A 14,928-nucleotide genomic window follows, 5' to 3' on the forward strand; every position below is an offset into this window, starting at 1 on the left:
GAAAGGGAACCAGTGACTTCGACAGCAGCAGAATCGACCGGCGACACGAGCGAGCATACGGGGCGATGTCCGTACAGCTATCCGTTCGATCGCCCGTCGGCGATGGGTGTCGCGCGTGAATACCGCGAGATCCAGGAACATGAGGCGGTCGGACGGGTGCAGATGCCGTCGGGTGATCGCGCCTACCTCGTCACGCGATACGACGACGTGAGGACGGTTCTGTCCGATCCCCGCTTCTCACGTGCCGCCACCCTGGCCGAAGGAGCGCCTCGCCTCGGGCCGGCCCCGCAGAACTTCCCGACCCTCCTCAATATGGACCCTCCCGACCACAACCGGGTACGCAAGATGATTTCGGGGACGTTCACCTCCCGCCGCGTCGCCGTACTCGAGCCGCACGTCACCGGTCTCGTCGAGCAGTACCTCGACGAGATGATCGAAGCCGGTCCGACCGCGGATCTCGTCGAGATGTTCGCAAGTCGACTGCCCGTCCAGGTAATCTGCGAACTGCTCGGTGTGCCGATGAGCGATCGGGAACAGTTCGGAGCATGGTCGCGCGCATTCCTCGCCACCACAACCGCGGAATACACCGCAGAGCAAGTTCAACAAGCGCAGGGGGCGTTGTTCGTCTACCTCACCGAGCTCATCGCGAGCAAGCGTGCAAACCCGCAGGACGACATCCTCAGCGACCTGGTCGTGCAGAACGACGCGAAAGGTGCGATCTCGGAACTTGAACTGACCTTCCTCGGGGTCAGTCTCCTGGTCGCCGGACACGAGACCACCGTCAACATGATCGCCAACGGTGTGTTCGCGCTCATGTTGGATCCTGCCGCTGCGGAACTGCTCCGTTCCCGACCCGAAATCGTCGACACCGCGATCGAGGAACTCCTCCGCTTGTTCGGTCCGGGAACGGAAGGGTTGCTCCGGATCGCGGCGGAGGATGTGGAACTCTCGGGCGTGAGGATCCCTGCGGGAAGTGCTGTTCTGCCGAGCCTCATCGCAGCGAACCGCGATGAGAATCGATATCCCGGAGCGGAACACCTCGATCTGGAAAGAAAGGACGTCCCGCATCTGTCCTTCAGCCACGGTCCGCACTTCTGCATCGGCGCGGCGCTTGCCCGCGCCGAGCTTCGGGTGTCCTTCAACGAGATCCTGCGTCGTCTTCCCGGACTGGCGCTCGCGATCCCCGCGGCCGACGTGCCCCGACCGGAAGGGCTGCTCGTCAACGGCGTGTCGTCTCTTCCGGTGACCTGGGATGCCGATGCTGCCCGAGCAGTGCCCTCCCGACCGCTATCGGAATCCACCCGTTCGACTTCAGGAGAAGCCCCATGAAATGGAACAACACGTTCGTCGCCGGTGTCGGAGCGTACGTGCCGAGCTCCGTGACGACCTCCTCTGCGGTCGACCAGGGGCTCTACAGCGAGGAATCGCGTGAGGCCGACGGTTTCGAGGGTGCGAGCATCGAGCGCGAGCTGGTCCCGCCGCAGATGGCAGTCGAGGCCGCCGGGAAGGCTGTCACCGATGCCGGGATCGATTCGAACGACATCGACATCGTCTTCCACAGCGGTATCTGGTTCCAGGGTGTCGACATGTGGCCCGCGGCCTCCTACGTGGCAGCGCACGCCGCCCGTCCGGGTGCACGTGCCTTCGACCTGCAACAGCAGTGCAATGTCGGACTGAGTGGGCTCGAACTCGCCGCCGCTCTGTTGCCCTCTGTGAACGGCCACATCCTGCTCACGACGGCCGACCGCTTCGATGGTGGCCCCGTCGACCGGTGGCGAACCGAATCCGGTGTCGTCTACGGGGACGGTGCAGGTGCTGTGGTGCTGTCGTCGACCGGTGGGAAGTTCGAACTCGTCTCGACGCACACGGAAGCAGCCAACGATCTCGAGAAGGTGGTGCGCGGACCGCAGTTCGCGACGTGTCCGAGCACGACGACGATCGACATCGGTGCGCGCTTCGACTACTTCATCTCGACGGGTGGGATGCGTGCGGCGGCAGGCAGACTCGTCGACGCGGTGACGACTTCCGTCGGCCGGGCCCTGGCGGACGCCGAATCGGAGATCGGCGATATGACTCGGGTGATCGTCCCTGCGGTGGGGAAAACCAAGCTGGACTGGCAACTTCAGGCTCTCATACCTGTCGACATCAATCGTACGAACTGGCGGTTCGCCAGGCAGATGGGGCATCTGGGGGCCGGAGACCAATTCGTGGGCCTCGAGCGCATGTGCGCCGAGGGCGGTCTCGAGCCGGGGGACCGGATCCTGCTCGTCGGGGGCGGTGCAGGCTTCACGTGCACATCTGCGGTCCTCGAATTCCGAGGTTGAGAAGAGGAACGAACGGTTGCGGCCCGGACATTCCGTCCGGGCCGCACCTGTGTGCCGCCGACTTCTAGCGCCGTAGTGAAACCTGCTCGGCCAGAGCCTCGTTCATGAGAACGAACTGAGGATAGGTGTCGTCGCGCAGGTAACCCATCATCGGCGGTACCGCGATCCCCGAGAAGATCTCACCGTGCTCGAGCACGACGCGGCCGTTGCCGGTGTCCTCGATCCTGAAGTAGTGCTCGCCGTCGAAGATTCCCGGAACGCCCACGGTTCCCTTCCATCGCAGCTCTTCGCCTGGATCGACGGTGAGGAGCTTCGGCGTGAAGGTGGATTCTCCGCCGCCGGCTCCGACGAGGACGTTGGTGATCGTGCCGTCGACTGCGAGCTCGCCCACCGAGGACACGATGAACGGATTCCACGACGGATACGACTCACGGTCGGTGAGCACGGCCCACACCTCGTCGGCCGTACCGTCGATCTCGGTGCGTGCGACGAGCGTGTATTCCTTGGTGGACGCCCATGCCGCGTAGACCGCGAGCGGAACGAAGACTACTGCGAGTGTTATCCCGACCCATTTGAGTACGCGCCCCCGTCGGGTGGTCATGAGGGAACCGGCCGTCATATGTCGTGCCCTTTCTGTTCCGAGGTACCTGCCCGTGATTGTCGGGCCGCCGGATCCGGCCGCCTGCGCGGTGCGATCACCGAGGGCAGGAGTCGTCGAGGCTACATGCAGTCGGTTACGGCGACATGGACAGAACGCTGCATTACGGCAACGGTGACCCGTGCATTCGCCGCACCGACTGTGCGCCCCGTCATATGGCGGTTCTTTAGCGGCAGCGAAGTTCGAAAAAAGCTGCGAGAAGTACAGTTTCGGTTCCGTAGGGGTTGCGCGAACAGGGTCTTCGCCAGCGCTGCGCCCCGTCTCGATCGATGACCGGATTGGTGGGAGAGATATGCCCGACACTCACGCGGCCGCACCGACGACACCGGATCTCGTCGCGCGGCTGGAGTACTTCGCGACCACGCGTCCCGACGCGATCGCCGTGGAGTACGTCGACGATCGCGGACATGTGATCGAGGAACAGACGCGGACCTGGTCGCAACTGCATCGCACGGCGTCGGCGACCGGATCGGACCTGCTCGCCCGACACGACCCGCGCGATCGTGTGCTGATCCTGACGGCCCCCGGGCTCGGCTTCCTCAACGCCTTCCTCGGATGTCTCTACGCGGGAATGATCGCGGTTCCGGCACCGCTCCCTACTGACGAGAAGGGGATGAGCCGGCTCGCCCGCATCGTGACGGACGCTGGAGTCTCCGAGATCATCACCACTACGGATCTCGCTCCTGTGGTCGAAGGATGGCTCGACGAGTCGATGTCCGACAACTGCCCGTCGGTGGGAGTGATCGAGACCGCCGTGCCCGACGAAACGTTGGGATCCCCGTCCCATGCCCAGCCCTTCCATTCCCCGGACGCCATCGCCTTCCTCCAGTACACCTCCGGTTCCACGAGCGACCCCAAAGGTGTGATGGTCACCCGTCGCAACCTGGCCCACAACCTTGCCGTGATCGACCGGGCCAGCCGTCTGCCCGACAGCTCGACGGTGGCCGGCTGGCTGCCTCACTTCCACGACATGGGTCTGATCGGGCAGATCCTGTACCCGCTGTTCGGCGGTCACCGCGGCGTGCACATGTCACCCGCGACCTTCCTGAAGCGTCCCCATCTGTGGTTGAAGATGCTCAGCGATTTCCGTGCGGCCGGCACGGTCGCACCGAATTTCGCTTTCGACATGTGTGTGCGGCGGGTGACCGAGGAGCAGATCCGCGACCTCGATCTGAGCAAGATCCGGACGGTCCTCAACGGGTCGGAACCGATCCGAGCCCAGACGCTTCGCGCGTTCGCGGACCGTTTCGCCGGTGCCGGGCTCGCGGTCGAAGCACTGTGTCCCTGTTACGGGTTGGCGGAGAGCACGCTCATGGTGACCTCCGACGACCCGGAGCCGTTCCATGTCCTCGAGGTGGACGAGGATGCGTTGGCGGAGAACCGCGTGGTACCAGCGGTCGCAGATGGTCTCAGAAGCCTCGTGAGCTGTGGCCGCGCGGAGGGTCTCGACGTCGCGATCGTCGATCCACGGACCGAGGCGCGAATGGTCGACGGCCGGATCGGGGAGATCCGTGTGAGAGGAGCAAGCGTCGCTGCCGGATACTGGAACAACGCTGCCGCCACCGCCGAGACCTTCGAGCGGACCGTGGACGGTCTGGGAGGTTATCTCTGCACAGGTGATCTCGGTGCCTTCGTGGACGGACGGCTGTACGTCACGGGCCGCGCGAAGGACGTCATCATCGTCAACGGGCGCAACCTCTACCCCCAGGACATCGAGCATTCGTCGCGGGAAGCGCACCCGGCCCTGGCCGGGGGACTGGCAGCCGCGTTCGGCACGGGGGAGAACGACGGTCGCATCGTCGTCGTGCAGGAAGTCGCAGACGGTGGCGGCGACGCGAACTGGGCCGACGTCCGGTCCTGCATACGCGAGCGGATTCGACTCGACCACGGAGCCGCCGTGGCCGCGATAATCCTGACGCCACGGAAAACTGTGTCGCGCACCACGAGCGGCAAGATCCGCCGCGCAGAGATGCGGACGCGATTCCTCGACGGAGCATTCGACGAGATCGCGATCGGATCGGTACTCGGGCGCGTGAACGCATGAGTCCACGGTCGTCGAACGATGTTCCCGTCGAGGTCGCGCTGCGCGCCGTGCTCGACGGACTGTCTCCGGCAGCATGCGAGACTCTCGACGCGCGGGATGCCTTCCCCGAGCGGACCATCGCAGCGTTCGACGCGATCGGCCTGCAGCGCCACTACATTCCGGTCGCCGACGGCGGTGAGCTCGTCGACTACGAGCGCACCGGCAGGTTGATGCGCGAAGTCGCGTCGTTCGACGTGACCCTCGCGGTGGCACACGGCAAGACCTATCTCGGCGCGGTCTGTGTGTGGATCGCCGGTTCTCCCGCCCAACGGGCCCGTCTGGCCGAGATCGTGGGCGCGGGCGGTGCGGTCTCCTGGGCGCTGACCGAGCGAGGCCACGGCAGCGATCTCCTCGCCGGAGAGGTCGTCGCGGAAGCGACGGACGTCGACGCCGTCACCCGCTTCCGGCTCACCGGGGAGAAATGGCTGATCAACAATGCGACGCGAGGCGCCGCACTCTGCGTCCTGGCACGCACGTCGTCCGATGCCGGGCCGAGAGCGTACAGCCTGGTGCTGGTCGAGAAGGCGGAGCTGACCCCGGACAGCTGGCAGACCCTCCCGAAGGAACTCACTCACGGTATTCGTGGCGCGGACATCAGCGGGATCCGCTTCGACCAGGCATCCGTCCCCGCCGACGCGATCGTCGGCGGTGTGGGGCGCGGCCTCGAGATCGTGCTCTCGGCCATGCAGCTCACCCGCACCATGTGCTGCTATCTTTCACTCGGGGCGTCCGACCATGCGCTGGCGATCGCGGGTGGTTTCGTACTGGGCAGGGAACTCTACGGACGTGCGCTCCTCGAGCTGCCCGCAGCCCGCGCGGTCGTCGCCGATGCAGTGGCAGCCCACGTGCTGGCCGAGGCCTTCACCACCTTCGCTGCGCGCAGTGTCCACGCGCTGCCGCAGGAGCACTCCGCGATCGCCGCGGCCGCGAAGTACCTCGTGCCGACGCTCGTCGAAAATTCGATGGTTTCCGTCCGCCGTCTGGTGGGGGCGCGATCGCTCGTCGTCGGTTCCACCGACCACGGGACGTTCTCGAAGATCGAACGTGACCACCGCATCGTCTCGTTGTTCGACGGCAACACCATCGTCAACCTCACGACTCTCGTGAGTCAGTTCCCCGTTCTGCTGGGGCGGAGAGGTGAGGCCGGTGCCGGCGAGGACGACGCCCTCCGGGTCGCGGCCGATCCGAACGCCGAGCTACCCGAGTTCCGTCCGGAACGTCTGTCCCTGTTGCCGAAACGCGGGCTGTCGGTGCTGCGATTCCTGCGCCGGGTGGCAACGGACGGCTCTGCCGGCCGCGGGCTGAGTGGCCCTGTCGCCGACGAAGTGCGCACCGGTGTCACCGGACTCGCCGCCGAGCTGGACCGATTGACCGCACAGGTGCATTCGCAGCCACGCGCCTCGGTGGAGACCTCGGTCGAGGCGTTCGATGCGGCCGAACGCCTCGCCGCGTGCATCGCCGGCGCTGCAGCGGTCGCGGTATGGGTGCACGGTTGCGATACCCGGGCAGGGGACGGCAACCCGCTGTGGCAGAACGCGTTGTGGTTGCGACTCGCGCTGCATGCGGTGGCGGACGCACTCGGCATGCCGACGGACAGGCCGGATCACCTCACCGACGAGGCGGTCATGGTGTTCGCGGACGCGACGGCCTTCGGACACAAGATCACACTGCTTCCCGGCGGGTCGGGGCACGGGGTGAACACGAACTCGACGGATGCGGAGGCATCATGACGATTGCCCACCCCACGAGCGACATCGAATCGCTGTTCGGCGATCCCTACGACATCGACAATCCGCTCGGTGCCCACCGCATCGTCGAAGCGGACGAGCGGGACGAGATACTCGTTGATGCCGAAAATGCTCTTCTCGGAGCCGGTTTCGATGCACACTTCGTTCCGGCGGACCTGGGTGGCAGGTTCGAATCGGTCCCGGCCCTCGTCGACACGCTCCGGCCGGTGTTCGCGCGCGACGCAGCTCTCGGACTGGGCTACGGAATCACCACCTTCATGGCGGCGCTCAACGTCTACGCAGCCGGAGATGGGCGGCAGAAGAGAGAAATCGCTGATTCGGTACTCGCCGGGAACAAGATTTCGGTCGCATATCACGAACTCGATCACGGCAACGACTTCACGTCCAACGAATGCGCCGCCGTCCAGGACGAGGACATCCTCCGCCTACGAGGTGGAAAGCAGTTGATCAACAACATCGAGCGCGCACACAGCGCTGTGGTGTTCGCTCGGACCGATCGGGTCGAGGGGCCGCGTGCACACTCGCTCTTCCTCGTGCCGCTGGACGATCCGGTGATCGACCGGACCACGCGCTACCGCACGCTGGGCTTGAGGGGCTGCCGGCTCGGGGGTGTCGATTTCGGCGGAGTCTCGCTCCTCGATACCGACCGCATCGGTGCGCGTGGGGCGGCGGTCGAGATTGCACTGCGTTCCTTCCAGGTGAGCCGATGCATCGCAGCGGGCGCTGCACTGGGACCCGTCGACGAAGCGTTGTTCCTCGTACTGAAGTTCGCCCGGGAACGGTGTCTCTACGGCCGACGGCTCGTGGAACTTCCACATGCCCGCGCCGTCCTGGGCGACGCCTTCGTCGATCTGCTCGTCGCCGAGGCGATGGTTCGCGAAACGGCACGTGCCCTCCATACTTCGCCTGCCGGGGCGGGAGCGCTGTGCGCAGCGACGAAGTATCTCGTCCCGCGCATGCTCGAGGACACCATGCGATCGCTGTCGGTGCTCCTCGGCGCACGCTTCTATCTGCGCCGCGGACCGTACGCGATGTTCGGCAAGCACTTCCGTGACATCCCCGCACTGGCGATCGGACACGCCGGAGGCGTCAGCTGTCAGCTCACGATCCTCTCACAACTGGCACGGATCACCAGATTGGACGGTGCGGATCTGCCTGATTCCGACACGGCAGATGTCCTACCCCCTGTGAGGTTCGACGAGTTGGCCCTCGTCGGGCGATCGGCGGATCCGATGCTGCTCGGCTTGCGGGCACGACTCGATCCGGTCGACGACATCGATCGAGCTCTCGCACATGCGCTCGGTGAGCTTTCTCACGGCGCCCGGGCCCTGGGACCTGCCGCGACAGGAGTCGCCACCACCCCTTCCGCTCTGCGCCTGACCGAGCGCTACGCGCTGCTCGTCGCCGCGGGCGCGGTGACGCTCGCATCCGACGGGAAGGACGCGTGGGCGCGTCGTGCGAAACGTCGCCTCGTGGCCAGGCTGTACAGACAGCGCATACCGGCCCCGGACGACGGGACCGTGCTCACCGAACTCCTCGGACGTGCCGAACACGGCCGGGCTTTCGACCTGGCCGCCAGGCCGGTCGCTCGCCGCCTTCCGTAACACCTGAAGCCGACTCCACCGATCAGCGGAGGACACAATGGACAACATCGGACACGTCGAGATCGCCGACTGGCTCTCCTCGCGGGTGGCCGGATTCCTCGACCGACACATCGATTCGATCGACATCGACCGACCCCTGGCCGAGTACGGATTGGATTCCGTCTACGCGCTGACCCTCTGCGGCGAGATCGAGGACACCTTCGAGATCGAGGTCGAGCCGACGCTGGCATGGGACCACCCGACGATCGCCGCGATGGCCCGATTCCTCGAGACACAGACCACACGGACGTCGGCATCGTGACCGCGATGGACACACATTCGAGGCATCGTCGGGTCGGTGTGGTCGGCATCGACTGTGTATTCCCCGGGGCTTCCGGGCGGGAACAGTTCTGGGAGTTGCTCGTCCGAGGCGAACACGGTATCTCCGAGATCCCCTCCACGCGCTGGCTGGTGCCGGACGCACCCGGCAGCGTGCCGCCTGCGGGTTACATCGACGATCCGGCCGGATTCGATTGCTCGTTCTTCGGAATCAACCCCACCGAAGCTTCGGGAATGGATGTGCAGCAGCGACTCGTTCTCGAAGCAGCGTGGCGCGCGTGCGAGGATGCCGGGATCGCTCCGGCGAGTCTCGCCGGAACCTCCACCGGCGTGTATGCCGGTGTGATGTCCAGTGATTGGACGGCCCTGAACGTCGCGGATCCCGCCGCGATGTCACCGCATCTCGGCGCGGGAAGCGGGCAGTGCATGATCGCGAACCGGGTGTCCTACCACCTGGATCTGCGCGGGCCCAGCATGTCCGTCGATACCGCGTGCTCGTCCTCGCTCGTGGCCTTCTACCTGGCCGCGCAGGCGATCCGGGCGGGCGACTGCGACGTCGCGTTGGTGGCCGGGGTCAACGTCATGCTGTCGCCCGCACTCCCCGCCTTCTACAGCTCTACCGGATTGTCGGCACCGGACGGGCGATCGAAACCGTTCTCGGCCGGCGCGAACGGGATCGGGCGCGGGGAGGGAGTGGGTGTCGTCGTGCTCCGTGTCCTCGACGACCAGGTCGAGGCCTCCGGGACGGTGTATGCGGAAGTACTCGGAGGCCGGGTCGGCCACGACGGTCGCAGCAACGGTCTGACGGCCCCCAGCAAGTGGGCGCAGGTCGATGTTCTCCGTCGTGCACTCGACGCCGGAGACGTTTGTGCAGGCGACGTGGACTTCCTGGAAGCGCACGGTACCGGAACGACGCTCGGTGACATGATCGAGGCCAATGCCTTGGGCGAAGTGTTCTCCGGCAGAGCGGCCCCCTGCCTCATGGGTTCGGTCAAAGGCAACGTGGGGCACCTCGAAGGCGCCGCCGGCATCGCCGGCGCCATCAAGGCGTGTCTCGCCCTCGAGCATCGGATTCTGCCCCCGTCCCTGTTCGCCGTCGACGAGAATCCGAAGTTGGGGCTTGCCGACAAAGGCCTCTCGCTTGCCACCGGCCCCACCCGGCTGCCTGCACGTGCGATCGCCGGTGTGAGCAGCTTCGGCATGGGCGGCACCGATGTGCACATGCTGTTGCGGGGGGTGCCCACCCCGCGACTACGACCGAGTGGGTCGTCGATAGGGGTGGTCACCGTCTCCGCCGCCACCCCCGCCGCGCTGTCCGTGAATATCGCGCGTGTCGCGGAGTACCTCGACGGGGTGTCGGACAGCGACTTCGCGCGTGTTTCCCGAGGCACGAATCTCGTCAAGTCGGATCGCCGCGTGCGGCTCGCGGTGGCTGCTCCGGATCGGCGGACGGCGGTCGCGCAGCTTCGGACCCGGCTCAGAGACCATGTGGCGTCCGGCCTTCCACCGAATCGGGTGCGTCCCCGCGTCGCCTTCCTGTTCACCGGCCAGGGGTCGCTCACCGCAGGGGTCGCCCGGCGCCTCGCATCGTCGATTCCCGCCGTCCGCACGCATGTGGACCGAGCACTGACCTTGTTCCCCGACGACGTTGCAGCGACCGTCGAGCAACTTCTCCTCGGTCCGCCCACGGCGGAGACCGTTCGTGTCGTCGAGACGGATTCCGCGTCGAGCCAGCCGGCGATGTTCGTTCTGCAGTATGCCCTGACCGGGGCGTACTCGGATCTCGGGATCCGGCCCGCCGCTGTGCTCGGGCACAGCATCGGAGAGATCGCCGCCGCGACGATCACCGGCGCCCTCCCCCCGGAGGCCGCAGCGGAATTGGTCCTGGCCCGCGGACGCGCGATGCGTGACCTGCCCGAAACCGGGGCGATGTCGAGCGTCGAGATGTCGGTCGATGCCGCCCGGGAGTGGATCGGTTCGCGCACCGACGTCGTGATCGCCGCAGACAACGGTCCCGCTCGGGTCGTGCTGGCCGGGACGGGGGCCGCGATCGAAGAGGCCGAACGCGCACTGGACGGCAGGTCGCCGAGGCGGCTCGCGGTCACCCATGCGTTCCACTCGCCTCTCGTGGCGGGGGCAGGGGCTGCGTTCGCTCGCTCCATGGAAGGAAGGATCGGCCGAGGGGTTCCGGGGATTCCGTTCTTCTCGACGTTGCGGGGTGCGAAGATCGCGGAGGCACTCGACCTCGTGTACTGGAGCGAGCAGATCTCCGCGCCGGTGCAATTCCGGACCGCGCTCGCGGAACTGCTTGCGACAGAGCCCACCCATCTGCTCGAGATCGGGCCACGGGCCGTGCTGACATCGCTTGCCGCCGAACAAGGCGGTGCGAGAATCACCCGACTGGCACCGCTGGACGGAGAACGATCGACCGGCATCGAATTCGCTTACTCGGTTGCACGTCTCTACGAGGACGGCGCAGATGTTCGATGGGACGGCCTGTACCGGCCCGAAGATGTGGTGCCGGTGCGCATGCCCGTCTACGAGTTCGACCACGACCAGCACGTTCTGCCGCTCTACCCCGGGGGCCGGTTGCCGCAGTCCCGCGGACCGGAGGTGTCCGAGGACGATCGTTCCGCTCGGGACACTTCGGTGGAACAGGTAGTCCCACCGTCCGCCACCGGGATCTCTCGTGACGACTCTCCGGAACCGGTCGGTGTCGTATCGATCGACACCCGCGACATTGCGCTGATCGTGCGCGAAACCATCGGGGAGATCAGCGGATACGCGACGAGCGTGATCGAGGAGGGCGCGCGACTGCGCGAGGATCTCGGATTCGACTCGATCCTCGCGATGCAGCTCGCCGATCGGCTGGCGGAGCGTGTGCGATTCGACGAACCGCCCGAGATCACCGAGTTCGTCGAAAGTCTGGTCACCGTCGACACCCTCATCGAGTTCGCGGTTCGCCGGTCGGAAGGGAAACGATGAATACGTTCATACTCGGAACCGGCACGGCGCTCCCGAACGATCCCGTCGACAACACTCTCCTCCACGAGACCTTCGGGATCAATGCGCAGTGGGTCGACCATTTCGTGGGTACACGGACCCGCTACTTCGGTGTCGATCTCGACTCCGGTGAGCAGACCCACGGTGTCGTCGACCTCGGTACCGAGGCAGCGGAGGCTGCGATCGGTGCGGCCGGGATCGACCGGGTGGATCTGGACTTCATCGTTCTTGCGACGGCCACGCCCGACACGCTCATGCCGACCGCCGCCACCGGGGTCGCCGATCGGCTCGGTCTCGACCTCATCCCCGCATACCAGGTGCAATCCGGTTGCGCCGGCGCAGTCCAGGCGTTGGACGTGGGGCGCCGGTTGCTCGACGACGATCATCGAACAGGTCTCGTCATCGGGGCCGATGTGTGTGCCAAGCACATGGTCCTCGATCGTGGGGCCGGAGCCATGCAGCCTTCGAAACTGGTCAACTACATGCTCTTCGGCGACGGGGCCGGCGCCGTGGTCATCTCGGCCGACCCGGACGGCGCGCTCATGCGACTGGGGCGGGTCGTCTCCCGATTCGAGGGACGGAACCGTCTGCCCGGTCAGGTCATCGAGTGGTTCGGCGATGCGGACCTGTCTCGGTGGATTCGCACCGAGACAGGTACGGACCGGCAGGCCGTCACCGAGGACTACAAGGCAATCGAACTGTATGTGCCGCACATGGCCGGCGAGATGTTCACCGATCTGCTGCGCCTCGCGAGGTGGAAGGTCGAAGAGGTCGACTACGTTCTGCCCCCGCAACTCTCGGGGAAGATGTCCCCTCGTATCCGGGCTGCGCTGGGTGCCGATCGTGCAACAGAGATCAGCTGCGTGGCCGAGACGGGCAACAGCGGCAACGCCCTCTCCTTCCTTCAGCTCGACCGTCTCGCCCGGTGCATCGAACCCGGGCAGCGCGCAATTGCGGTCGCGATCGAATCGAGTCGCTGGATCAAGGGTGGCTTCGCAGTGGAAGGAGTCAATCCGTGACCGACCTGGTGTCGACACCGATCGCCGACGAGAACGTGAACGGCGACATCCGACCATCCTCGCCGGATGTATCGGGCCTCGAGCGCATTGTCGAACTGAAGCGCGACGGACGGCTCGAGAGTGAGGTCGTCGAACTGCAGTCCGTCCTCGCGGCTCTTCCTGAGACCGACCGTCCGGCCGCATCTCGGTTGTTGTCGTCGTTCGAGGGCCGATCCGTCGACGCAGGCTCGGCGCACCGCGTCGTCGGTGTCGCAGTGCTCGGCAGTACGACGGTCCGCGGCGTGACGGGAGCCTTGACGGCAGAAATGCTCCGCCATGGCCTGGTTCCCGCGGTGAGGGTGGGAGGATTCGGCCGCTGGAGCCTCGAACTGCGCGATCCCTCCGCAACGGTCTTCGAGCACGGCCCGCACCTGACTCTGTGCCTGTTGGACGCGTCGATCGTCACCGATCGGCTCCGGGCACCGTGGACGGTCGACGATCTCCTCGAGGCCCTCGACGACGCATATGCGGACCTGGTGGTCGCTGTCGACACGCACGGCGACGCCCGGACTCTGGTCGTCAACACGGTGCCGCTCCCACCACGAATCCTCGCGATGCTGGTCGATCTCGAGTCTCGGGGACGTGCGGCCGCGGCATGGCGTCGCTTCAACACCGCACTCGCGGAACTCGCTCTCGACAGGTCTCGACTGCACGTCGTCGATTCGGAGTCGATCCTGTGTGTCACTGGTCCGTTGTCCGACGAGCGCATGGCAGCCTATGCCCGGGTCGAACTCGGTGACGCGTTCCTTGCGGAGGTCGCCCGGCAGGTCGGGCACATCGTACGGAGCACCCGGGGCATGACGCGAAAGTGCCTCGCCCTCGACCTCGACGGCACTCTCTGGGGTGGCATTCTCGCCGAGGCGGGACCACACGGCATCGTGCTGCGCGACGGGCCTCGCGGAGCGGCCTTCAACGCCGTCCACGACGTGGTGCGACAGTTGGCTGCCCAGGGCGTCCTCGTTGCGGCGCTGAGCAAGAACGACGACGCGGCGGTCCGCGAAGTGTTCGCCACGAACGACGCCATGGGTCTGACGGAGGACGACTTCGTTGCGATAATCGCGAACTGGGATCCGAAGCCTCTCAACCTCGGTGAATTGGCCGGACGGCTCAACATCGGCACGGATTCGTTCGTGTTCGTCGACGACTCCGCGTCCGAGTGCGGGTCGATGCGTACCGCCCGACCGGAGGTCGAGGTGATTCGGGTGGACGCGGACGAACCGGCCCTGCACGTGCCGCGGATACTCCGCGACGGTTGGTTCACCACGGCGCACGTGACCGAGGAAGACCGTGCGCGTCCGGTCCGGTACCGCCGCGAAATCGGCAGGCACGAACTACGCGCCACAGCCGGGAGCGTCGAGGACTACCTCGCTGCGCTCGACACCGCCGTGGTCGTCAGGGCGCCGCGCATCACGGAGATCCCGCGGGTTTCCCAGATCACGCAGCGGACCAACCAGTTCAACCTGACCACGGTGCGGATGGACGAGGCTGCGGTGACGGTATGGATGAACGGTCCGTCGACATCTGTTGCTGCGGTGTGGTGTTCGGACCGATTCGGTGATCACGGGATGGTCGGATGCCTGTTCCTCGAGCGCGACGGAGCGGAGCTGCACATCCGCAACTTCGCATTGTCGTGCCGGGTGCTCGCCCGAGGTGTCGAAACGGCGATTCTCGGATCCGTGGTGGACGCGGCATGGTCGGAGGGCGCGCACAGCGTTGTCGGATGGTATCGACCCTCCCCGAAGAACGGCATCGTGGCGACGTTGTACTCCGAGAACGGGTTCTGCTCGGCCGATGCCGATGCCGAGGGCCGGCAGCACTTCGTGCTGACGGCCGGCGACTCCGTCCCCCCTTCCCCCTACGTCCGTCTGACGCGAGAGGACAGTCCGTCATGAACGCCGAAGAATTCGTCGAACTCGTATGCGCACAAACCGGAATGCACGTCGGCACGGATCATCTCGATCTGCCGTTCGACGCCCTTCCTGCCTGGGACTCGATGTATCTGCTCACGGTTGCGACTGCTGTCGAGGCGCGCACCGGTCGTTCGTTGAACGTGGCGGACGCGCTCGAATGCGCATCACTGGGGCAGCTGCGAAACCTCGTGGGCGCATGAACAGCGTGGATCTCCTGCCTTT

11 protein-coding genes are annotated in these 14,928 nt (G+C 66.1%); 10 read left to right on the forward strand and 1 reads right to left on the reverse strand.

All coding sequences use genetic code 11. The annotated features are described in order from the left end of the window. Positions 1–12 precede the first annotated feature (12 nt). Together KXC42_RS04355 and KXC42_RS04360 are read left to right on the forward strand one after the other, a co-directional pair. Positions 13–1,329, forward strand: coding sequence for a cytochrome P450 (locus KXC42_RS04355; protein WP_257606022.1), 1,317 nt, complete (start codon positions 13–15; stop codon positions 1,327–1,329). Then, a complete protein-coding gene (locus KXC42_RS04360) occupies positions 1,326–2,324 on the forward strand; it encodes a ketoacyl-ACP synthase III family protein (protein ID WP_064852734.1) in 999 nt (332 codons plus the stop codon). The genes KXC42_RS04355 and KXC42_RS04360 overlap by 4 nt, the downstream gene beginning before the upstream one ends. Before the next feature lie 64 nt (positions 2,325–2,388). Here KXC42_RS04360 and KXC42_RS04365 read toward each other — a convergent pair whose 3' ends face one another. Then, positions 2,389–2,943, reverse strand: coding sequence for an SRPBCC domain-containing protein (locus tag KXC42_RS04365; RefSeq protein WP_083543554.1), 555 nt, complete (start codon positions 2,941–2,943; stop codon positions 2,389–2,391). 331 nt (positions 2,944–3,274) lie between these two features. Here KXC42_RS04365 and KXC42_RS04370 point away from each other — a divergent pair, with 331 nt between their 5' ends. From KXC42_RS04370 to KXC42_RS04405, 8 genes are read left to right on the forward strand one after another with little or no spacing between them, the layout of a single operon-like run. Next, positions 3,275–5,026, forward strand: a complete 1,752-nt coding sequence (locus KXC42_RS04370; protein ID WP_219129969.1) for a fatty acyl-AMP ligase — start codon at positions 3,275–3,277, stop codon at positions 5,024–5,026. After that, positions 5,023–6,795 (forward strand): acyl-CoA dehydrogenase family protein, encoded by a 1,773-nt coding sequence (locus KXC42_RS04375; protein ID WP_083543555.1) that lies wholly within the window; start codon positions 5,023–5,025, stop codon positions 6,793–6,795. The genes KXC42_RS04370 and KXC42_RS04375 overlap by 4 nt, the downstream gene beginning before the upstream one ends. Next, on the forward strand, positions 6,792–8,417 hold the full coding sequence (locus KXC42_RS04380) for an acyl-CoA dehydrogenase (RefSeq protein ID WP_197483266.1): 1,626 nt from the start codon (positions 6,792–6,794) through the stop codon (positions 8,415–8,417). Before KXC42_RS04375 ends, KXC42_RS04380 begins: the two co-directional genes overlap by 4 nt. A 37-nt stretch (positions 8,418–8,454) precedes the next feature. Further along, positions 8,455–8,718 (forward strand): acyl carrier protein, encoded by a 264-nt coding sequence (locus tag KXC42_RS04385; RefSeq protein WP_064852731.1) that lies wholly within the window; start codon positions 8,455–8,457, stop codon positions 8,716–8,718. Positions 8,719–8,723: 5 nt separating this feature from the next. Continuing rightward, a complete protein-coding gene (locus tag KXC42_RS04390; RefSeq protein ID WP_219129970.1) occupies positions 8,724–11,720 on the forward strand; it encodes a type I polyketide synthase in 2,997 nt (998 codons plus the stop codon). Continuing rightward, positions 11,717–12,757, forward strand: coding sequence for a 3-oxoacyl-ACP synthase III family protein (locus KXC42_RS04395; RefSeq protein WP_219129971.1), 1,041 nt, complete (start codon positions 11,717–11,719; stop codon positions 12,755–12,757). The genes KXC42_RS04390 and KXC42_RS04395 overlap by 4 nt, the downstream gene beginning before the upstream one ends. Continuing rightward, complete coding sequence (locus KXC42_RS04400; RefSeq protein ID WP_082937727.1) at positions 12,754–14,688, forward strand: HAD family hydrolase; 1,935 nt, start codon at positions 12,754–12,756, stop codon at positions 14,686–14,688. The genes KXC42_RS04395 and KXC42_RS04400 overlap by 4 nt, the downstream gene beginning before the upstream one ends. Beyond that, positions 14,685–14,906: a phosphopantetheine-binding protein gene (locus KXC42_RS04405; RefSeq protein WP_064852729.1), complete on the forward strand. Its 222-nt coding sequence runs from the start codon at positions 14,685–14,687 to the stop codon at positions 14,904–14,906. The genes KXC42_RS04400 and KXC42_RS04405 overlap by 4 nt, the downstream gene beginning before the upstream one ends. Positions 14,907–14,928 lie beyond the last annotated feature (22 nt).

Source organism: Rhodococcus sp. LW-XY12 (genome assembly GCF_019317345.1).
Taxonomy (GTDB): Bacteria; Actinomycetota; Actinomycetes; order Mycobacteriales; family Mycobacteriaceae; genus Rhodococcus; species Rhodococcus pyridinivorans.

Coding starts and splice junctions, on each gene's coding strand:
- KXC42_RS04360 (WP_064852734.1), top strand. CDS start 1,326: ATGAAATGGAACAACACGTTCGTCGCCGGTGTCGGAGCGTACGTGCCG.
- KXC42_RS04365 (WP_083543554.1), bottom strand. CDS start 2,943: ATGACGGCCGGTTCCCTCATGACCACCCGACGGGGGCGCGTACTCAAA.
- KXC42_RS04370 (WP_219129969.1), top strand. CDS start 3,275: ATGCCCGACACTCACGCGGCCGCACCGACGACACCGGATCTCGTCGCG.
- KXC42_RS04375 (WP_083543555.1), top strand. CDS start 5,023: ATGAGTCCACGGTCGTCGAACGATGTTCCCGTCGAGGTCGCGCTGCGC.
- KXC42_RS04380 (WP_197483266.1), top strand. CDS start 6,792: ATGACGATTGCCCACCCCACGAGCGACATCGAATCGCTGTTCGGCGAT.
- KXC42_RS04385 (WP_064852731.1), top strand. CDS start 8,455: ATGGACAACATCGGACACGTCGAGATCGCCGACTGGCTCTCCTCGCGG.
- KXC42_RS04390 (WP_219129970.1), top strand. CDS start 8,724: ATGGACACACATTCGAGGCATCGTCGGGTCGGTGTGGTCGGCATCGAC.
- KXC42_RS04395 (WP_219129971.1), top strand. CDS start 11,717: ATGAATACGTTCATACTCGGAACCGGCACGGCGCTCCCGAACGATCCC.
- KXC42_RS04405 (WP_064852729.1), top strand. CDS start 14,685: ATGAACGCCGAAGAATTCGTCGAACTCGTATGCGCACAAACCGGAATG.